13 protein-coding genes and 1 pseudogene are annotated in these 20,374 nt (G+C 60.8%); 6 read left to right on the top strand and 8 right to left on the bottom strand.

Translation table 11 applies throughout. From position 1 onward, the window contains the following. The first annotated feature begins 83 nt into the window (after positions 1-83). Entirely contained in the window at positions 84-2,054 is a 1,971-nt protein-coding gene (rlxS, locus tag NKI15_RS22690; RefSeq protein ID WP_352887107.1) for a relaxase/mobilization nuclease RlxS, read from the top strand. 915 nt (positions 2,055-2,969) lie between these two features. On the opposite strand, the gene NKI15_RS22685 is transcribed toward rlxS, so the two are convergent. After that, positions 2,970-4,616: an MFS transporter gene (locus NKI15_RS22685; protein ID WP_352887104.1), complete on the bottom strand. Its 1,647-nt coding sequence runs from the start codon at positions 4,614-4,616 to the stop codon at positions 2,970-2,972. Between the two features lie 547 nt (positions 4,617-5,163). After that, entirely contained in the window at positions 5,164-6,354 is a 1,191-nt protein-coding gene (locus NKI15_RS22680; protein ID WP_352887102.1) for a trans-sulfuration enzyme family protein, read from the bottom strand. Between the two features lie 43 nt (positions 6,355-6,397). On the opposite strand from NKI15_RS22680, the gene NKI15_RS22675 reads away from it, so the two are divergent. From NKI15_RS22675 to NKI15_RS22665, 3 genes and pseudogenes are all read left to right on the top strand, one after another. After that, positions 6,398-7,042 carry a helix-turn-helix domain-containing protein gene (locus NKI15_RS22675; RefSeq protein WP_352887099.1) on the top strand — a complete coding sequence of 215 codons (645 nt, stop codon included), beginning with the start codon at positions 6,398-6,400 and terminating at the stop codon, positions 7,040-7,042. Positions 7,043-7,091: 49 nt separating this feature from the next. Continuing rightward, a complete protein-coding gene (locus tag NKI15_RS22670; protein ID WP_352887096.1) occupies positions 7,092-7,730 on the top strand; it encodes an FMN-binding negative transcriptional regulator in 639 nt (212 codons plus the stop codon). An 822-nt stretch (positions 7,731-8,552) separates the two neighbouring features. Next, a pseudogene (locus tag NKI15_RS22665) lies at positions 8,553-9,224 on the top strand (transposase); the annotation flags it as partial. 202 nt (positions 9,225-9,426) lie between these two features. Here NKI15_RS22665 and NKI15_RS22660 read toward each other — a convergent pair. The 4 genes from NKI15_RS22660 to NKI15_RS22645 all read right to left on the bottom strand — a co-directional run bounded on the left by NKI15_RS22660 (position 9,427) and on the right by NKI15_RS22645 (position 15,282). Beyond that, positions 9,427-11,475, bottom strand: a complete 2,049-nt coding sequence (locus NKI15_RS22660; RefSeq protein ID WP_352887144.1) for a carbamoyltransferase family protein — start codon at positions 11,473-11,475, stop codon at positions 9,427-9,429. Positions 11,476-11,889: 414 nt separating this feature from the next. After that, positions 11,890-12,252, bottom strand: a complete 363-nt coding sequence (locus NKI15_RS22655) for a hypothetical protein (RefSeq protein WP_352887093.1) — start codon at positions 12,250-12,252, stop codon at positions 11,890-11,892. Positions 12,253-12,609: 357 nt separating this feature from the next. Beyond that, the gene (locus tag NKI15_RS22650; RefSeq protein WP_352887090.1) at positions 12,610-14,820 is read right to left on the bottom strand and encodes a xanthine dehydrogenase family protein molybdopterin-binding subunit; all 2,211 of its coding nucleotides are present in this window, start codon (positions 14,818-14,820) and stop codon (positions 12,610-12,612) included. Positions 14,821-14,823: 3 nt separating this feature from the next. Continuing rightward, positions 14,824-15,282, bottom strand: a complete 459-nt coding sequence (locus NKI15_RS22645) for a (2Fe-2S)-binding protein (protein WP_023708041.1) — start codon at positions 15,280-15,282, stop codon at positions 14,824-14,826. 775 nt (positions 15,283-16,057) lie between these two features. Here NKI15_RS22645 and NKI15_RS22640 point away from each other — a divergent pair. Then, on the top strand, positions 16,058-16,420 hold the full coding sequence (locus NKI15_RS22640; RefSeq protein ID WP_352887088.1) for a hypothetical protein: 363 nt from the start codon (positions 16,058-16,060) through the stop codon (positions 16,418-16,420). Positions 16,421-16,454: 34 nt separating this feature from the next. Here NKI15_RS22640 and NKI15_RS22635 read toward each other — a convergent pair whose 3' ends face one another. Together NKI15_RS22635 and NKI15_RS22630 are read right to left on the bottom strand one after the other, a co-directional pair. Further along, positions 16,455-17,357 carry a dihydrodipicolinate synthase family protein gene (locus NKI15_RS22635; RefSeq protein WP_352887086.1) on the bottom strand — a complete coding sequence of 301 codons (903 nt, stop codon included), beginning with the start codon at positions 17,355-17,357 and terminating at the stop codon, positions 16,455-16,457. A gap of 52 nt (positions 17,358-17,409) precedes the next feature. After that, positions 17,410-18,642, bottom strand: coding sequence for a trans-sulfuration enzyme family protein (locus NKI15_RS22630; protein WP_352887083.1), 1,233 nt, complete (start codon positions 18,640-18,642; stop codon positions 17,410-17,412). A gap of 83 nt (positions 18,643-18,725) precedes the next feature. Between NKI15_RS22630 and pdxR the strand changes: the two genes are divergently transcribed. Continuing rightward, entirely contained in the window at positions 18,726-20,222 is a 1,497-nt protein-coding gene (gene pdxR / locus NKI15_RS22625) for a MocR-like pyridoxine biosynthesis transcription factor PdxR (RefSeq protein ID WP_502898708.1), read from the top strand. The last annotated feature ends 152 nt before the right edge of the window (positions 20,223-20,374 follow it).

Here is a 20,374-nt window from a genome sequence, read left to right as displayed (position 1 = left end):
CGTTTTCCCAGGAGGTTGCCTGCGGGTCCAGGAGGGTCTGACGCGCAAGCCTCTGATTTTGCTGCTGGTTCATCGGAGGCCGCATGCAGGACGACGAATTCACGCCGAGGCTCGGCAAAATTGGGTCGCGCGGCTCGAAGGCGGGCAAACGCTACGCTGGCCAGGTCCAGGCCGCGGTCAACCGAGCAGGCGGCAGAAGCGGACGCGGCAGCCGCTTCATCGGAAGCCGGGTGGGGCGCGGCGGGGCTGCTGCCGCCGTTCTTAGAGCACGCGACCGCCACGCGGCGTTTCGGCAGCGGCGCGCAGTCGTCAAGGCACGCATCGTCAAGCTGGCCGGCAAGGGAGTCGACGGAGCTCGTGCGCACCTCCGCTACCTCCAGCGCGACGGCGTCACCCGGGAAGGCGAGCGTGGCGAGCTCTACGCTGCCGACAATGACCGCGCCGACGGCAGGGCCTTTCTCGATCGCGCGAACGGTGACCGTCATCAGTTCCGCTTCATCGTCGCCCCCGAAGACGGTATCGAGTATGATGACCTGAAGCCGCTCACCCGGCGCCTCATGGCGCAAATGGAAGAAGACCTCGGCACCAGGCTAGACTGGGTGGCCGTCGACCATTTCAACACCGGCCATCCTCACACCCACATCATCGTGCGCGGCAGGGACGATTACGGCGAAAACCTCGTCATCGCGCGGGACTACATCTCCTCTGGCCTGCGCGAGCGCGCAGCCGAACTGGTTAGCCTCGACCTTGGCCCGCGCACCGACCGCGAGATCGAGCAGCGCTTGCGCCAGGAGATGGAGCAGGAACGCTTCACCAGCATCGACCGGCAGCTGATGCGCATGCGCGACGATGAGGGGCGTGTCTCACCGGCCAGCCGAGACACCTTTCGCCAGACGCTGCACCAGGGCCGCCTGCGCAAGCTCGAGCGGATGGGCCTCGCCGAGGAGATGCCTGCGGGTCGCTGGCGCCTGGAGGATGAGCTCGAAGCCACGCTACGTCGCATCGGCGAGCGCGGCGACATTATCAAGACCATCCATCGCGAGCTGACCGGCAAGGGGCTCGTCCGCAGTGCCGCCGACTATCTTATCCACGATCGATCCGACGGGTCGGCCCAAACCGTGGTCGGACGTGTCGTCGGGCGCGGGCTGGCCGACGAAATCACTGACCGCCATTACCTCGTCGTCGACGGCGTGGACGGCAAAAGCCACTATTTTGATATCGGCAAAGGCGAGGCCACCCAACCGACACCAGAGGGCTGCATAGTGCGGGTCAGGCCGAGGGACACCGGGCCAAGAAAAGTCGACCGCACAATTGCCGCCATCGCCACGGTCAACGACGGGCGCTACAGCATCGATATCCATCTCAAGCATGACCCCTCGGCCACCGAACGCTTTGCCGAAACGCACGTGCGGCGACTGGAGGCGATCCGCCGTGCGACCGGTGGCGTCGAGCGCGAGCCGGACGGCACATGGACAGTCGCGCCCGACCATCTCAACCGCGTCGCGGATTACGAGCGTCAGCGAGCGAGGGCCCAGCCTGTTGTCGTCGACAAGCTCTCATCAATGCCTCTGGAGAGCCAAGTAGGCTTCGACGGCGCCACCTGGATCGACCAAGAGCTGGTATCAGCCCACCCTGAGTCCTTGCGCGACTCTGGCTTCGGTCGCGAAGTACGTCAGGTCCAGGCCCGCCGACAGCAGTGGCTGATCGCGCAAGGTTTTGCCCATGATGCGCAGGATCGGGTCATCTATCGCGCCAACATGCTTTCAATGCTGCGCCAACGAGAGCTGAACCGTGTTGCCAGTCAGCTCTCGGACGAACTCGGGCTCTCGTATTCTGAAGCGCAGCATGGCAATCGAATAAACGGCACGCTCCGAAGCTGCGTCGAGCTCGCCGGCGGAAAATACGCTGTCATCGAGAAATCGCGCGAGTTCACGCTGGTGCCCTGGCGGCCGGCGCTTGAGCATCATATCGGCAAGGAGGTGTCTGGCGTGGTGCGAGCCGAGGGGATTTCCTGGACGATCGGACGGCAAAGGAGCGGGCCTGGCGTTTCGTGATCTGGCTAAGAACCTTCTTGTTCGCGCTGAAACTGGTACTCAGTCCAGACGGAGTTCCTCCGCCTGCTAGTTGCCCGGACCATTCATTTGGCGGAGAATTCAGTGTCTGCCAAAAAAGTGAGTCCCAAAAGCGTGCCGCCCTGGTTGGGCATCGGCGCCGCTCCCAAATCGGCCACCAGCTAGAAAGGTGGCTGGCGCCTCGTGTCAGGGCCAGGGGCTTTTGGCAGCCGCGGTACGGCGAAGCCGGCTATTGTTATTCTGCTCCCGAGATCAGCAGAAGCGGCGGTCGCCCCTGCGGGCAAGCATGCTGTTGGCTCGCGTGAACTGGCAGCCCGTCCCGGTGAGGATCTTGTAACGGGAAAAAGCTCGCTGCGATGCCGAAGATTTCGGTCGTCGGGCGACGACGCGTTCAGCGGCCATGCCAGACGAGCTCGGCAGCCTTCTGCCGCGCCATGGTGCCGGCGCGATCAAGCCCCCGAAGGACATCGGGTCGCGCGCTGGCACCAAGGCAGCTTTGGGCATGAGACCCGATCAATCGCGCCGTGCCGCACGGTCATTGCAGCATGTGGGGTCGAGGTCGGATCAGACCGGGGGAAAACCTGCTTGTCGCGCAGGAGCCCCGCGCCCCAGCAAGCCGCCTTGCGGATTCCTCCTCTGCCCGCTGCGCAGACGGGGAGCCCCCTCCGCCCCCTTGCACTTCGTTGCTCGCCGCTATGCAGAGGACAGGCGACCTGAATCCGTGCTCAAGCCGATCTGGCGGCAGAGGCGGTCGGGCTGAACATGGAACCCGTGATCGGCACAATTGCCACGCGAAGCCTCATGCTCGCCTAACCGGCCGGAACGATTTGCAATCCGGGCAGACTCGACAAAAGGAGGAGTAGCTCGTCTGCGTCCAAGCCAGACAAGTCTTGGTTCCTAAGGGCGCGATACAAAAGGCACAGGCTGGACTTGGCTGCCGGGGGCGGGGGTTGTCGGCCGCTCGATTGAAAGTGAGATACGAGGCGGAGAATCACCGATCTGCAGAGCGGAAAGGCGCTCGTCTAACTCCCTGTCAGTCACCGTTAGCCGATGGTTTAGACGAAGATAGTCCGTCCATGTCGGCGTGCGGAATGTCTCGGTCCAAAGAGTCGACTTCTGAAGGTCGCGCTGGAGGGTCCAGTTCCGCGCACCGGCGCGGCTCTGAACGCGCCGCCTTTCGCGCATGCAGCTCAGAAATTCCTCGATACTCTCCTCGGGTATCGAGTACTCCACCTTGATCACGATCGGGCCGCTCCTGGGCTTCAAAGGGAGGGCCAGTTCTGGTGGCCTGAAATCGAAGGCCGCTTGATCCGATTCCTCCCATAGCCGCACCGGCAATAGCTTTCCCACAGCTGCAACCAGCAACAGTGCCGCTGCAGCATCTTCCAAAGCCCACGTTAGGGAATAGTACTGTGCGACAGCACCCCAGATATAGCTGCCCGCTGCCATGCCGCCGTAGGTCAGGGCGTAATAGATGGACAGGGTGCGACCAACGACCCACCTTGGGCTTGCCAACTGCACACACACGTCAGTTCCGGTCCAGGTGACAACCCAGCCTGCGCCACCGATTGCAAGCGCGATCGCCGCCACTGCCACCGACGATGTGAGAGCCATCAAAAGGCAGCACGCTGCGCAAGCAACCGATGCGAGCGTGATCAAACGGTTCTGGGACGTGATGCGTCTCAAGTGGCTGTTGCCAATGCCGGCGATGAAGGCCCCTGTGCCGAAGCCGGCCAACAGGACGCCGTAAACAATGGGCCCTCCCGCCAGCTGGTCGCGCACCAGGAGGGGGAGCAGAGCAAGGATCGAGATGCTTGACAGCCCGAACAGGGTTGCACGCACAATCGCCACTCTGATCTCCGAGGATATTGCCGTGAATCGCATGCCATCATGAATGGCCGTCGTCATCCGCTCGCGCGGAAGAGGCGAAGAGCGAACTTGCCACTTCGAGCGCAGGACAGCGCTCAACGGGACCAGGTCGCTCAGCGCAGCGAAAGCGAAAGCCGTAAGGGGGCCCAGCAAAGCCAAGATTACACCGCCCAGCGCCGGTCCTATGCTCCGAACCACGTTGTACCCCACCGACATCAGCGTCACTGCAGCGGGTATGTCGCGCCTTTCCAGGATATCGCCGACCGACGCGTGCCAGGCTGGATCGTTCAAGGCAAAGCCGCATCCGGCCAAGAAACTCAGTCCCAAGATCAGCCATGGACTGACAAAGCCCAGTCCAACAGAGAGTGCCAGCGCCGTGGATGCCAGTGCAATCAGGCAATGTCCGGCAAGCATCACGCCGCGGCGGCTGAAGCTGTCTGCAATGGCTCCAGCAAGGATCGACAAGAAGAAGGCGGGCAGGGTCGACGCAGCCTGTACGAGCGCAACCATCAGATCGGAGGCTGAAATCGTGGCCATGAGCCAGCTTATAGCCACGCTCTGCACCAGCCAGCCAAGGCTGGAGATCTGCGTGGCTGTCCAGATAGAACGAAAGACCGGGTTTTGAAGAGGGATCAGTGTGTTTGCCGCAAAGCGCGGAGGATCTTGACGCCGCATCACTTCTCACCTCCACTGGGTGTCGTTCTTCCGCTCATTTGCTTACAGCGGTGCGCTCTGTGCACAGACTGCGTCACAACGAAGTTCCGAGATCGCGCTCGCAACAAGGACAATGTGACATCCATGGTGCTGATGCGCGTTGAGGTACCAACCTGGCCGTTAGCTGATGGGTCCCGCAGCCCGCTGGGTGCGGTCAGTTCTGCCCTGCGACTCTTGGCTTTGGACGGTGCTAGCGCCCCGGTGGCCGGCTTGTCAAACTGCCGTAGTGCCAGCACATCCATCCCATCTGTTGACCGCGATCTCCGACGAGGTCGAGCAGCAGTAGGTCAACGGCAAATCTGGGTATTTCCGCTATCCGGTCGAGCGCGTGGCCATCGTCCGGAAACCCGAAGACGTTCATCACCCAGGCGACCACACGCCCGAGACGATGCGACACGGCGGTAGCGGTTCACCAGAGGACGTGCGTTCTACTCAGCAGGAACATTGTTCTGCCGATCGTCGGCTGCGCCAGCCGTCACGTAAAGCGGCGCCAGAGTTCTTGCATCCGTCATTGGACTCCCGCTTTGCAGGTTTCGCCTAGGGCCTGCATCAGGTCATCGACAATGTCCTGAGGATGTTCAAGCCCTACAGAAATTCGCAGCAATCCGCCTGGCGCTTTGGACTTCGCACCTTCAACGGATGCGCGATGCTCTATCAGAGAATGCGTCCCGCCAAGGCTTGTCGCTCGGACAACAATCTTCAGGCGGCCGGCCACAGCCATTGCAGCATCGGCTCCGCCCTCGACGATAAAGGATAGCATCGCTCCGAAATGGCTCATTTGCCGCGTAGCAAGATCGTGTCCCGGATCAGTTTGCAAACCAGGAAAGAGCACTTTTTCGACGCGCGGATGAGACGCCAGGGCCTCGGCAACTTTCTGGGCGCCTTCGCAATGGGCGCGCATGCGGACCGGCAATGTCTGCAGGCCCCGCAACGCCAGCCAACAGTCGAAGGGCGCTGCGACGCTGCCCTTGTGTTTCTGGACCATCCGCAATGGGCGACCGAGGGGTGACGCGTTTGGGACAATGACGACACCGGCCATCAAATCCGAGTGGCCGCCAATGTACTTTGTCGCCGAGTGCATCACCGCGTCTGCCCCGATTTCGAGTGGCAGTTGAAGCACTGGGGTGGCCCACGTATTGTCCACCACCGCCAAGGCGTCTGCCTCGTGCGCGATTGCGCAGATGGCCGCAATGTCGACAACGCGGATCATCGGGTTTGACGGCGTCTCGACCCAGACGAGGCCAGTCCGCTTCGATGTCACCGCGGCGCGCAAAGCGTCCAAATCGCGCATGTCGACGGGGGCAAAGTCGAAGCGAGACCCAATGTCGGTCTCTTCGATCAGCGAACGAATGCCGAAATACATGTCATCCGGCAGAACGATCCGACCCGCCGACGGATGGCTCTCGAAAACTGCAGCGATTGCGGCCATGCCCGAAGCGAAGGCGATGCCGTCTTCCCCTCCCTCAAGCGTCGCCATGGCCGCCTCGAACGCATTGCGTGTCGGATTTCCATCCCTTGTGTATTCGAAGCCGGACGGAAATGACCCGTTGGCGCCTCGTTCGAACGTCGTGCTGGTGTGCAGCGGCATGGATACGGCCCCCGTGGACGCGTCGACACCTCGGCCGCAGTGGATCGCCTTCGTCTCAAAACGCATGGTTATTTCCTTCCTAACGGGCAGTTGCAATTTCGCGCCGGTCATTATACTGACCGCAATACGTGAGCCGAGGACCCAAGTCAATATAATGACCGATGTTACGACAGCGTTTGATGCCGAGCAGGCGCTTGGGCAAGCGATAGCGGCCCGGATCCGAGACTTGAGGCGTGACCAAAACCTGACCCTGGATCGCCTGGCTAAACTAAGTGGCCTATCGAAGGGAACCGTGGTCGCGCTGGAGCAGGGTAGGGCGAACCCCAGTATCGGCATACTGTGTCGGCTGGCGGCGGCGTTTTCGCTTTCCGTGGCCGATTTGCTGAATGACGAGGCTTCCACAGTTCGCCTTCCTATTGAGCGGACAGAGACGAGGACGCTTTGGACAAGCGCCAAAGGAAGCTTTGCACAACTTCATTCATCGACCTCGGGGCGCACGATGTTCGAACTGTGGAGCTGGGTCATGATGCCGGGTGACGTGTTTTCCGCGGACGCTCATAGTCCGGATACGCGCGAGCTGATCTCGGTCAGTCAGGGTGCCCTGAGCGTTGTGGTGGGTACCCATGCGGTAATTATAAGCGAAGGCGAGAGTGCGCGGCTTGTCACTGACCAACCGCATTCATACGCGGCGGCATCTGATGTGCCCGCCCACTTCTCGATGGCCGTCCTTGAGCGTGGCGGACAGCGAGATGCGCGGCGCTCGTCGACGGCAACGAAGATGCCTGGGCCCGCTCCGTAAGATTTTGCCGATCACTAAACAGCCGCCATTCATGACAGGAGAAATACCGTTGTACGTTCCGCCCCATTTTGCCGTCCCCGATCAGAACGCTCTGTTCGACCTTATCGAGAGACACCCGCTCGGTATCCTGGTCACCCACAGCAAAGGCATCCTCGACGCGAACCACGTCCCCTTTGAGCTTGACCGCTCGAAGGGAGACAAGGGCGTCCTCAATTGCCATGTTGCCCGCAAGAATCCAGTCTGGCAGGAAGTCGCCAATGGCGATGAAGTCCTCGTTATCTTCCGTGCGGCCGACGCTTACATCTCGCCGAACTGGTATCCAAGCAAGCATGAATTCCACAAGCAGGTGCCGACGTGGAACTATCTCGTCGTCCATGCCCACGGACGCATCACTGTCCGGGATGATGAGCGGTATGTGCGCCGCAACGTGGCGAAGCTCACTCACATGCAAGAAACCTCGCAGCCGGTCCCATGGAAGATGGGCGACGCGCCGAAGGACTTCATCGACACGATGGTCAACGCAATCGTCGCCCTGGAGATCGAGATCACCGGCCTGGTTGGAAAATCAAAACTCAGCCAGAACAAAGAGGTGCGCGATATTCAGAACCCTAGTGAAATGCTGCGTGCCCAAGGGGCCATTGCGATGGGAGAAGCGATGCTCGCGGCTGCGGCGGCCAAATCCCAATAGCATGTGTCTTGTCCCGACAAAGCCGCTGGTGCCGGCTTCCGACGGGTCACCTAGCCCGCCTTGACGCACGGCAATAGCTTTTGACGGCCTGAAGCGACGCTGTGGTCACCGTTGTGATACTTTTCCACGCGCCTGGTCAGGCGGCAGGATTGCTCCGTCGTGACCGACGGGTTCGTTTCAGGCGCCTGCGCCCCGTCGTATGTCGGCGACCACCCGCGCAGCGGTTTCGAATGAGGCGCAATCACACGCGTTTCGAAGCCACGTACCTTTGGGCGGCAAGCTCGACCATGCGCTCGACGCAGCTCCCAAGTGGCGGCGCCGTCAACGATCTCCTTGAACCTGCGGAACTTGCCTGAAAGCACTTCTCTTACGGGAGATGATTGGCTATGTCGCCGAACCGACTGATGGAGATGGTGGCGGGCGCCGCCGTAGCGATCAGACCCGCCTTGGAGCGCAATGGCTACCCGGGCCCGACCGGGAGATGCGGGCGGGACTGTGGAACTGCGGAGACGGAGCGGATCGGCATGGAGCCGTGACCGCTTGCGATCTGGCTCTGGAACGAGTTAACGAAGCGCTGACTTCCGATCGTGTCAAGCGCCGCCCTCTCGATGATGCCGAACAAATCGGGCCGCCACGAGCGGCGGGCCTTGCTCAGATCGGACGGACCGGATGGTTTAAGCAGGTTCGCACCAAGAGCCACGGCACCTGTGTCGTGCGGGTGCTGCTGTCGGCACGCGACCTTCTCGTCAGCCTAGTAGGCAAAATCGAGAACAGATGCCTGGGCTTCTTAAGGCCTTCGGCGTCATATTCGGCAAGAAGATCGATGCCCAGGTGATCCTACACATGCTCAGGATCCAGGCGACGCAGGTCTACCATGATCCGCTGCGAGCCGGCATCAACGACGTGCAGGAACTGTCGAAGACACATGAAGCGATCGCCAGAGCCAAGACCGAGATCCAGCACCGCATCCTGACACACTACCTGCCGCTGTATTTTCCCGAGATCGATCGCTTCCGGGGGAACAGCCGCAGCGATTGGTTCTTTGCCTTCCTCTATGCCTTTCCGACCCCAGCAAGCATCACGGCGCTGACGAAGGAGGAGTTTGTGGCAGCAGCTTGGGATGTCGTCGGCCGCAAGGTCAGCAAGACACAGATTCTGATGGATATTTTCGAGACGGCGCGCCCATCGATCGGATTGCCGCTGCCACTTGATGCGTCTGCCATTCGCATGTTCCGGATGGTCATTGACGAAGCACGCAGCCTGATCCGGCAACGCAATGAGATCGAAGCACAGGCCGACGATCTGCTGCGGCACAGCCAGGATTATCAGCTCCTGCGACAAATCCCGAGCATCGGACCGATCAAGGCATTGACCGTCATTGCCGAAGCCGGCGATCTTCGCCGCTTAGGTCATCATCGCCAGTTTCTAAAGTTCTGCGGGCTGGACCTCTCGACACAGAAGTCCGGTCAATATCGAGGCCAGACCCGCCTTTCCAACCCAGTCTCCCCGGTTCGGTCCGAATGGACAACCTCCCGAAAACTCACAGCAAGCACACGACCCATTCAATAGCATTCCTATGCATACTGACCAGGGCGACCTCGACCCCCCTAATCACAGCGGTGAGCTCGCAGGCGGGGTCGATGAACACTATTGATTGGCCGAGCTTGAGCGGCATCTCTATCACATTGATAGCCTATTAGGCTGGTCCGGCGTTTTGATCGGACCCATGATCCATCCGAGCAGCTTGTGAGGGATGCAGCCGAACCAGGCGCTGCTCCCACAGTCTTCGCAGGTCCTCCATCAGAGCTTCATGCTCAGCCTGATCCGGCGCAATTATATTGAGGTGATCGCTTAACACGGCTTCGCCCTCAATCCGCATCAGCAGATTAAACAGGTCGTTTGAAATTCGCACACTGTCAATGCTGGAGTGGTTCGGAATAATCTCGCAGACAGTCTCCTGATGATCTCGCGCTGTGTAAGCACGGGTTTGATGGAGGGAGACTGAGGGAGGCAATGAAATCGCAAGCGCAGTCCAATCCTGCAGCGTTGCAGCCCGTTTTTTTACCAGGAAGGGCCCGACCACAAGTCCATCCAGCTCTGTCGTCAAAAATGTGGCAATCGCGTCTGCAACCGTATCCACGATCGGTTCAGCATTGTTGTTAAAGGACGTATTGAGCAGAATTGGAGTGCCTGTCCGCTTCTTGAACGCATTGATGACCTCCCAGTAAGCGGGGTTGGCATCGCGCGATACTGTTTGCAGCCGAGCCGTACCGTCGACGTGCGTAATGGCACCCAACAAGGCGCGCTTTGAGTCACGCACGCGAACGACGAAATTCATGAATGGAAATTCGTGCTTACCGTCCGGGAGGTCGAAAAATTCGGTTGCATCCTCTTCCAGCACAGATGGTGCGAAAGGCCTATAGCCTTCGCGCTTCTTGACCATGGCATTGATCCGGTCCTTGTTTGCAGCGGGCCGAGGGTCGGCAAGAATGCTGCGGTTGCCCAGCGCACGTGGCCCAAACTCCGAACGACCCTGCACCCAGCCGATCACGGCGCCGTTGGCGATCCAGTGGGCTGCACTGCTCGCTACGTCATAAGAGCGTTCAACCTCGAGATGTCCGGCCCATGCATTCAGTTCCTGTTCCACGGCGCGGTCGCTCCCGAGATCAGGACCCCAATAGACCTCCTGCAGTCGCTCACGCGGCGCGGGGCGGCCCATCTCGTTAGAGACTATCAGCGCAGCTCCCAATGCGCAGCCAGCGTCGTGAGACGCGGGTTGCACGAAGATGTCTTCGAAAAGCCCTGAATACAGCAGCTTGCCGTTCATCGTGCAGTTGTGGGCTACCCCTCCCGCCAGACACAACCGCTTCATGCCGGTGGCCTCACGGTGGTGCCGGAGAATGTGGAACACGATCCGCTCAAGCGCTTCCTGCAGTGACGCACTCACATCTCGATGCTGCTGGGTGAAAGGCATTCCCTTTCGCCTGATCTCGATGTTGCGGAGCAACGCCGGACCGATGCGGTCGAGGTGAACACGGTAGCCACCGTTGGCGGAGAGCTCGTAGAACTGCTCGAAGAGCTCGCGATAGGGAGCGGGGTCGCCATAGGGCGCGAGTCCCATTACCTTATACTCGTCGAACATGCCGTAGCCGAGACAGCGGATCGTCTCGAGATAAAACAGCCCAAGAGAATTGTCCTCCGGGAAAGCCTCGATTTGCGTAATTTCTGTGCCAGACCCTACCGCCACAAGGCCCGACAGGAAATCACCACAGCCATCAATCGCTAGAATGAGACTTTGTTCGAAGCCCGACATTGCAAAGGCGCTCACGGCGTGCGCCTGATGATGACCTACGAATGAAATACGTGAACTGTCCAACTTAGTGTCGAACTCACGCGCTAACAGGTTCTGCACCAACATTTTAGCATCCAACGGAATGGAGAGAATGTCCGGTTGGGAAGCGGACATACCTTCAAGCATGGCGTTGGCGTAAGGCTCGCTGGCGTAGACCGCGACACGATCAATGTCGCTGAGCTGAACCCCGGCCGTCGAAAGACAGTATTGAATCGAACCACTTGGCAGCTTGTTCGAGTGCTTGATTCGATTGAGGCGTTCCTCTTCTACGGCGGCTATCACCTTTCCGTCTCGGACGAGCACCGCGGCGCCATCGTGCATAAAGGCGTTCGGACGCTCGAATCGGTTTTCATGGACTTGGTCAAGTCCGCCGCTGATTCCTAGACACAGCATTTCTTTCTCCAAATAGTAACGGGAAGCCAAATTGGCTTACCTCGACTGTTTCCAACTAAATAGGCCGTGTTGTCGCCTGCAGCTGCGACCGCCCGTCAGGCATCAGCGGCATCGAAGAAAGCCTCATAAACGATCAATGAGATGCTTCGACTGTGACACCTACGGTGCCATCACGCCGAGAGCTTGGCTGGATCATCCAATCCTGAGCGGCTGCTGACATGTATCCGGCGATGTCGTTTTTATCGGCAGAACCAACTTGCGATGCCGCCTGTTCTTGGGAAGGGCGGCCGTCGACGAATAACAGTACCGCCCCGTGAACTGGCCCGATTTCATTCTCCGAAGCGACCATGGTCGCACCGCCCGACATTGTCGGCCAGTTGCAACTCACTTTCTCGGCACCACCTCCACTGCACGTCAGGGCGCATCGAAGATTTTCTCCATTATTCCTAAGGCAGCTTTCGTCACGCGATAGAGCAGCGTGTGATTGGTGCGTGAGGCTCTTTTTTGTCCATGCACGAATCCGGAAGAGTGATGAAATCGATTGTTTTGATCAAAGTCATCCACGCTATGAATAACAGCCGCAGCACATGCTTTTTCAAAGCGCTTCAGGCTTCCCGGATGGCTACTCCGATGTGAAGCGCATGGCATTCCAAGCGCTCTGTCAACCAAACGATGAGTATCGGCGTCGACCCTCATTGCCTTCGTCTTCGCGACTCCGTGACAGCGGCTGGCATTGTGTTTGTAGGGCATCGGGCGAAGATCATGTCGATCGGCCATCTCGCCTGCCTATCGGCAAACCCTTGAACAATGATCCACGCACCAGCGCGATTGTGATCACGAGCGCCTCTGAGCTCGGGAGGTTCGGTTTTCTGAGGGTTCCTGGGTCTCCGAAGCGATGGAGGTAGCTAGCCTTCCTGGTGCTATACGGTTGTGCTCTTCATGGAGTGGACGCATTTGCGTCTCGAAAGCGGTTCTTCAGTGGAACCGGCGCCAAGGCCCGTCTGTGGTCGTTCAGAACACGGGGTGCCGTCTCCAAACCGGATATTGGAGCGGGCAGCCGCCGGAATTTGACCCATGGAGATGAGCGCCTGTCAGGAGGCGTTCGAAAACGGCGCGATCTTCATCGCGGCTGTTTCATGGTGTCATTCCTGACATGTTCTTTATAATCGGCAGCTTGCGGATAGTCTTGCCCGTCGCCGCCCGTAGCGCGTTGGCGACGGCCGGGCCGATCGGCGGCACACCTGGCTCACCAACTCCCGTGGGCGGCTCCTCGGACGGCACAATGTGCACCTCGACTCGCGGCATCTGCTCGATCCTGAGCGGTGTATAGGTATCGTAGTTCTCTTGGTCTACGACACCGCCCTTCAGGGTCAGCTCCTCCTGGAGGATCGCGCCTAGCCCGAAGCCGATACCGCCCTCCATCTGAGCGCGAATCTGGTCAGGATTTATCGCGGTGCCGCAATCTACCGCGCAGACGACGCGGTCGACCTTGAAACCATTTTCATCGTTGAGGGTGATCTCCACCACATCGGCGACATAGGTCGAGAGGCTTTCATGCAGGGCCACGCCGCGGAAACGGCCTTCCGGCAGAGGCTTGTCCCAGCCTGCCTTCTCAGCAGCCACTTTAAGCACGGCGGCATGCCGTGGATGGTGACCGAGCATTGACAAGCGGAAGTCGACCGGATCACGGTTCGCAGCGGCGGCGAGCTCATCGATCAGGGTTTCCACCGCGTAAGCGGTGTGGGTGGAGCCTACCGAACGCCACCACAGCACCGGGATGTTCACGTCCGTGGTGGTCAGTTCGACCTTCAGGTTCGGGATCGCATAGGGCAGGTTGGTGGCGCCCTCTACGGAGGTTGGATCGATGCCGTTCTTGATCATCGCCGCAGAGGCCGAACCGCCCAAGACCGATTGGCCCACGATGTGGTCATGGAGAGCGACGACATTGCCTTTCTTGTCGAGCCCCGCCTTGACTGCGTGCACATAGGCCGGCCGGTACCGCCCACCCCGCATGTCATTCTCGCGGGTCCACTGCACCTTCACTGGCTTTCCGCGTCCCAGTGCACGCGCTGTGGAAACAGCTTCGATAATGACATCTGCATCCAAGACCGCGCGGCGGCCGAAACTGCCGCCGGTCTTCATCACGTGCAGCCTCACCTTGTCCGGCGTGGTGCCGCCTACCTGAGCGGCAGCCGCCTGATAAAGGTCGGGCATCTGGTGTCCGCCCCAGACGTCGATGGTGCCGTCTTCGTTGATTCGGGCGGCCGCGTTGAGTGGCTCGATCGAAGCATGGACAAGATAGGGGAATTCGTAGTGCCCCTCGATGATTTTCTCAGCACTGGCGAACGCTGCGGGAGTGTTACCGTCGTCGCGCGCGGTGGCCGCGCCCAGATCGTCTGCTGCCTTGTTGTATTCGGCCATGATCTCGGCCGTGCCGCGCCCTTCGGCCTTCTCCTCGTTCCAGGTCACCTCCACGAGGTCGCGGCCCTTGAGCGCCGTCCAGGTGTCCCTGCCAACCACGGCAATGCCTCGCGGCGTCTGGACGACATCGACAATGCCGTCGAGTGCCTTGGCCTTGGTTGCGTCGAAGCTCTCGATCTCGGCGCCGAACTTCGGCGGATGGATCATAACGGCCGTCTGGAGTCCCTCCATCATGAGGTCGATCGTGTAGGTCTGCGCGCCGTTGGTCTTGCCGGCGGAATCGTAGCGCTTGAGGCTGTCCGATCCGATCTGGGCCCACTTGTCGCGCGGCTTTAGCGGCACGTCGTCGGGAACCGGCATTCCCGCTGCGGCTTCAGCCAGGTCACCGTAGCGCGCCTGCATCCCTGAGGCGTGCGACACGACCCCGGAAGCGACTTTGATCTCGCCGGCTGGCACATCCCACCGCTGCGCCGCGGCCGCCACCAGCAAGGCCCGTGCGGCAGCACCCGCCTTGCGGTAGCGTTCCCACGACGAACTCATCGACGTGGAGCCACCAGTTGCCTGTGCGGCCCCGCCCCAGGCGAGATTGCCGTAGAGCGCGGTATTGCCATATCCGCCGACCACGTCCACTTGCGCCCAGTCGCCGTCGAGCTCTTCCATAACCAGGGTGGCGATGCCGAAATAGGAGCCTTGTCCCATCTCGAACTGCGAGGAGTAGATGATGATTCGGTTCTCCTTTGTGATCTCGACATAGGTCTGGAAGGGGTTCGCCTGAACCTTTGCAGTAGTCGTTTGTGCGATGTCGGACGCCGCCAGCACTAGCCGGTAGCCCACGGCGAGGCCAGCGGTGGTGACGCCCGCGCCGACGAGGAACCGGCGGCGCGTGGGCCGCACGGAGTTATGCTTCGAGAGAAACTGCGACATGCCTCAAGTCTCCAGCCGGTTGGCGGTCTCGTGGATGGCCGCGCGGATGCGATGATAGGTGGCGCAGCGGCAGAGATTGCCGCTCATCGCCGAATCAATATCATCGTCCGACGGCTTAGGCGTCTCTGTAAGGAGGGCCACGGCCGACATGATCTGGCCAGACTGGCAATAGCCGCATTGAGGTACGTCGAACTCGGCCCACACGGCCTGGACCGTTTCGCCTATCTTGCCCGACACACCCTCAATGGTGGTGATCGAGGCTCCTTCGATGTCGCCGACTGCGGTCTGGCACGAGCGCGTCGGCATGCCGTTAACGTGAACCGTGCAAGCGCCGCACTGGGCAAGCCCACAACCGAATTTCGTTCCCGTGAGTCCGATGACGTCACGGACCGCCCAGAGCAGCGGCATCTCTGGATCGACGTCGAGTGTTCGCGCCTCGCCATTGAGGGTAAAAGCGACCATTGCTTGCTCTCCTTGTCCTGAGCTGGCTATCTCGTTGAGCCTCCGCCCGCCTGGCAACCGAGCTCTTGTTGCTGAGGCCTAGCGACCACACCCTAGGAACGCGCAGCTCAAGCAACAAGCCGCTAGGTTGGCGAGTTACGAGATCGTGAAGTGGGTCGTGTCGAAAGGCTGGAGGCAACTGAATGTCATTTTTTGGGCGGACAGGCCGCTTTAGGCTGGGTTACACGAGACTGGACATTCGGGTCGTCGCGAACATCGACCGCTGGTCGGCCGCGTCCGGCAGGGCCCTGATTGGCTACACGAAATGAAATGGGACGACTATCGATGGGGGCCTACCTCGACCCGCAACCTCCACGACTGGACCCTCAGGTTTCCGGCTATCGTCCCGGGCGGTGGCCGAGCTCGGCGCCTCGGACGCGATAATAGACGGTGAGGCGTTCGTCGTTGACCAGAAGGCTTGTCGCGCATTCCCAGTCTTCAGCGGGCTCTTGGCCGCGGCGGGAGACGTCAGGACCATGCTTGCCGGCTTCGACCTACTCAAGATCGACGGCGAGGGTCTTCGCGATCGGCCACTCGTCGATCGGCGCAAACCGCTAGTTAACCTGCTGAGACGCCGCCAAACGGCATCGTTCTGAGCGACGAGATCAGCGGCGGCAGCGACATTCTCGCGCAAGTCTCCCAGTTCGGCCTCGACGGCATCGTCTCCAAGCTGCGTGTCAGTCCATATCGATCCGGCCGGCGCCAAGAATGGGTGAGACAAAATGCGTGCTGAGTGATGAGTTCATCGTCATCGGCTGCGAACCCGGCAACAGTTACGGCGGTCGGGAAGCGTGCTCTGGCGAATGTCGAGGACGGAAATCTGGTGTTCGCCGGCGGCATTGGCACCGGCTTCAATGCGCGCACCGGGCCGGAAGTAAAGCGCCAGCTCGATGCCATTCCAATGCATAAACCACCGATTCCTAGTTTGAAGGCGAACGGTGCGGCATGGGCGGAGTGCCCTGCGCAGTCTGTACCTCCGCAGTCGATTGTCGAGTTCGAAGGGGGTGTGATTGGCGTCGAGACCGCTCCAGCCGTGGCTATCTGCACGCCGAGTGCGTTGTTTTCGATCAGTTCTCGAAATGAGCGGGTAAATACATGACACTGCCTTTCACTTGCCGAACGGGGTTTGCTGTTCACCGGCTGGCATCCGATGGCAAGCGTTCCAACGCGGCGGCGATCTGGCGCTTCGCTGCTGGGGGCAGAGGCAGGATGGGACGCGGGGGGTCGGCGCGGCAAATGTCGAGCAATTCAGCGAGTGCATAGACGACGCGAAGGCTCGAGAACTCCTTGAAGAGGCTCCAGATCGGGACCAGCGCGGCATCGATCCGTCGCGCTTCGGCCGCATCGCCCTGTTGCGCGGCTGTGACGATCGTCATGCAGACCTCGGGCAGGATGCCCGCGAGGACGCTGTACCATGTGTCGGCGCCGGCGATCATGGCCTCGGCGGCGTTCCAGTCGCCGCTGTAGCCAATCGAGAACCCTTCCGGCAGTGTGCGCCTCTGGGCGGTCAGGTGGTTCTTGATCGCATCGCTTTTGTCTGTCGGATTCTTGATGGCGACAATCCCAGCCACCTTTGCCAGGCGGCTGACAAGGGGTGGACTGAAATGGAAATGCGTCGTTCCTGGATTGTCGTAGACGACGATCGGCAGGCCAGTTTCGCGCGCCACAGTGGAGAAATGTTCGAACACCTCGTCATCGGTGAGCGGGGTGTAGGAAACCGCCGCAAGCAGCCCCGCGGCAGCTCCAAGGGCCTTGGCGTCCTGCGCGAGCCTCACGGCTTCGTCGGTGCGCAGCGCGCCTATACCCACCACGACCGGCATTCGCCCTGCGGTTTCGTCCAAGGTCTCGGCGAGCGCCCGCCGCCGTTGCTCCCGCGACAGATACATGTATGTGCCGGTGCTGCCGAGAAGACCGATTGAATGGACCTGAGCGGCACCAAGCCGAGAAATCAGCTTGCGCAGACCAACGCTATCGACACGGCCGTCACGATCGGTCGGCGTAATGGGGAACGCGGAAAGACCGCTCAGGAATGCCATGGCAAGGCTCCAGGTTCATGCGTGAGCGCAAGGGTGGCCACACGACAGGTCATCATAAGCCGTCCAGACCCCGCCGCAGGTCTGCGATGAGGTCATCGGCGTCTTCAAGACCCACCGAGAGACGCATGAGGTCCTCGCCCACTCCATCGGCCAGATGCGCATCCTTGCGGATCGGTTGCCGAGCACGGGTGAGGCTTGCTGGATGATAGATAAGGCTGTCGGCATCGCCGAGGCTGACGGCGCGAGTGATCAGGTTGAGCCGGTCCATCATCAGGCGCGCTCCTTCGTATCCAGCGTGGAGGCCAAAGGCCAACATGCCCGATCCGTTGGACATCTGTTTTCGCGCCGTCACCTGATCAGGGTGCGAGTCGAGGAAGGGATAACTCACAAATGCCACTGCCGGGTGCGCTTCAAGCGCCCGAGCCACCGCAAGGGCCGTGGCGCTGTGCCGTTCCATGCGCAGCGTCAGCGTCTTCAGACCGCGCAGGATCAGGAAAGCTGACATGGGCGAGAGCGCTGCGCCGGTGATGTAGCGCAGGCCCGTTTCATGCAGCGTACGGAGCGTTTGCGCGTCGCCGAGAAGCGCCCCGCCAAGGGCATCGCCATGACCATTGATGTACTTGGTCAGCGAATGGAGCACGATGTCCGCCCCGTGCTCAAGCGGTCGCTGGAGCGCGGGCGAGGCGAAGGTGCTGTCCACGGCAACCTTCACACCGCGCGCGTGAGCGCGCTCGGCAATTGCCGCGATGTCGAGGATGCGGCTCAGCGGATTGACCGGCGTCTCGAAGAAAACCAGCCGCGTCCGCTCGGTGATCGCGGCATCGAGATTTTGGGGATCGGACAGATCGACCGCGACGACCTTGATGCCGAAGCGGGGGACCGCCTGTTCGACCATGGCAAGCGTGTTCGCATAAAGCGTCTTGTGGACGATGAGTTCATCGCCTTGGGACAGGAGCGACAGGATCAGCGTGCCGAAGGCCGCCATCCCCGAGGCAACAACCAGCCCCGCCTCGGCTCCTTCCAGATTGGCGAGCCGCTGCTCGAGGATCTCGGTCGTCGGATTGTATTCGCGCGCATAGAGCCGTCCACCAAGAGCGGCGGCGGCCTCGTTTGCTGCCACGCTTTCGAACCCATAGGTTGACGTCAGGAACACTGGCGGCTGGACGGCATTGGAAAAGCCGGCCGGATCGTAGCCATGATGGATCGCCCGGGTGGCAAATCCGGGGCTGGTGCGGTTGAGAGACCCCGTTGGAGCATCGGTTTCGGATTGATATTTGCGGGTCATTCGGCCTCTGAGATCTTTCTTGGGCTCCGAAAACATTGACGGCAAACTGGCCGATGTGAAATATCCAGTTGTCGATGAAAGAGATGGTCCAGTCTTCAAGTGCCGGGTCTGCAGCGCGCTCGCACGCGATGGGTGCACGCCAGATATACGAGGCCCTTCGCGAGCAAATCCTCGGCGGCGTCTACGAAACCGGCAGTCAGTTGCCATCCTCCCGGGCCCTGGCAAATGACCTCGGCGTTTCGCGAACCACGGTGACGGTCGCCTATGAGCAACTGGCTGCGGAAGGTTTCATCGAAGCCCGTCAAGGCGCGCGACCTCGCGTTGCGTCTTCGTTGATCGGCCATGAGACGGGCCGCACTCACGCGAAACGGGTCGGCCCGATCCACCTGTCCGCATATGGCGAGCGGCTGCGCGCGACGTCACCCTGGCCAGATTATCTGCCGACTGGGCTGAAGGTCGAGTTCCGCTATGGGGACCTGGCACCGTCGGATTTCCCATCATTGGTCTGGAAACGCGCGATGAACGAGGCGATGGGGCAGCGCCCGCTGCGTCTTGCCTATGACGATCCTCGCGGCTCGCGCCGGCTCCGCCAGGCGCTTCAGGGATATCTCTGGCGCGCCCGGACCCTGAGCTGCGACCTCGACCAGATCATCATCGTCAGCGGTTCGCAGCAGGGCCTTGATCTGTGCGCGCGCCTGCTTCTCGATCCCGCCGACCGCTTCGTCATCGAGGATCCGTGCTACAGGATGGCGCGTCAGGTCTTTGCCAGTACGGGTGCCTCACCCATCCCGGTCATCGTCGACGAAGACGGGATGAAGACCGAGTTGCTGGCGGGGATCGGGGCACGACTGGCTTATGTCACGCCATCGCATCAGTTTCCGCTGGGTGGCGTCATGCCTATTGCGCGCCGCCACCAACTCTTGGAATGGGCGCGGCACAACAACGCCTATGTGATCGAGGACGACTACGACAGCGAATATCGCTACGACATCAATCCGGTTCCACCGCTGCACAGTCTCGAGGACCACGGGGCTGTCATCTATCTCGGCACGATATCCAAGACGCTCTCGCCAATGCTGCGCATCGGCTACCTCGTCGTCCCACCCGAATTGCAGGAGGTCTTTGCAACCGCCAAACAATTCGCAGACCGGCATTCGCCGGTCGCTGAACAGGAAGCGCTGGCATCTTTGATCGAGAGCGGCGGCTACGAAAGCCATGTGCGCCGTGTGCGCAGGCTGAACGGCGAGCGTCGGGAAACGTTGTTGGATGCCTTGCAGCACAGCTTCGGGGATCGCATCACTGTCCAGGGAGCTGATGCGGGACTGCACGTCGCGGTTTGGTTCAATGACCTGCCACGATCGCGGGAAACGGCCTTGGTCGAATCCGCCCGCGACGCTGGCCTGGGGCTACACCTGATCTCGCCGCTCTACGAACGGCCATCGGACGAAGGCCGCACCGATCGCGTGGGACTTGTCATGGGCTATGCCGCCTTGAGCATTCGGCAGATCGGGAAGGGCGTTGAGGTCCTGCGAGAGGTTGTCAAGCAGGTGCAAGACGCGATGCCGGTGCGGAACAACTGAGACGGGGGGACGTCGAAAGCTGGCGCTGCAAGCGATCCTAAGGCCCACCCGCATTTCGTGGCAAAGCCAACTGGACTGGGAAAACGCCATGCAACTGGTGCTGTTGATCAGGCCAGTTTGGCGGCAGATTTTGGTGCGAGACGAATTTCCGA

It is taken from the genome of Mesorhizobium sp. M0862 (genome assembly GCF_040319795.1).
Lineage (GTDB): Bacteria > Pseudomonadota > Alphaproteobacteria > Rhizobiales > Rhizobiaceae > Mesorhizobium.
This window is presented reverse-complemented; position numbering and strand designations above follow the sequence as displayed.

Bases quoted from the DNA above. Each gene is read 5' to 3' on its own strand.
- NKI15_RS22640 (WP_352887088.1), top strand. From the start codon at position 16,058: ATGAGTTCATCGTCATCGGCTGCGAACCCGGCAACAGTTACGGCGGTC.
- rlxS (WP_352887107.1), top strand. From the start codon at position 84: ATGCAGGACGACGAATTCACGCCGAGGCTCGGCAAAATTGGGTCGCGC.
- NKI15_RS22630 (WP_352887083.1), bottom strand. From the start codon at position 18,642: ATGACCCGCAAATATCAATCCGAAACCGATGCTCCAACGGGGTCTCTC.
- NKI15_RS22650 (WP_352887090.1), bottom strand. From the start codon at position 14,820: ATGTCGCAGTTTCTCTCGAAGCATAACTCCGTGCGGCCCACGCGCCGC.
- NKI15_RS22685 (WP_352887104.1), bottom strand. From the start codon at position 4,616: ATGCGGCGTCAAGATCCTCCGCGCTTTGCGGCAAACACACTGATCCCT.
- pdxR (WP_502898708.1), top strand. From the start codon at position 18,726: ATGGTCCAGTCTTCAAGTGCCGGGTCTGCAGCGCGCTCGCACGCGATG.
- NKI15_RS22635 (WP_352887086.1), bottom strand. From the start codon at position 17,357: ATGGCATTCCTGAGCGGTCTTTCCGCGTTCCCCATTACGCCGACCGAT.
- NKI15_RS22645 (WP_023708041.1), bottom strand. From the start codon at position 15,282: ATGGTCGCTTTTACCCTCAATGGCGAGGCGCGAACACTCGACGTCGAT.
- NKI15_RS22680 (WP_352887102.1), bottom strand. From the start codon at position 6,354: ATGACCGGCGCGAAATTGCAACTGCCCGTTAGGAAGGAAATAACCATG.
- NKI15_RS22660 (WP_352887144.1), bottom strand. From the start codon at position 11,475: ATGCTGTGTCTAGGAATCAGCGGCGGACTTGACCAAGTCCATGAAAAC.
- NKI15_RS22655 (WP_352887093.1), bottom strand. From the start codon at position 12,252: ATGGCCGATCGACATGATCTTCGCCCGATGCCCTACAAACACAATGCC.
- NKI15_RS22675 (WP_352887099.1), top strand. From the start codon at position 6,398: ATGACCGATGTTACGACAGCGTTTGATGCCGAGCAGGCGCTTGGGCAA.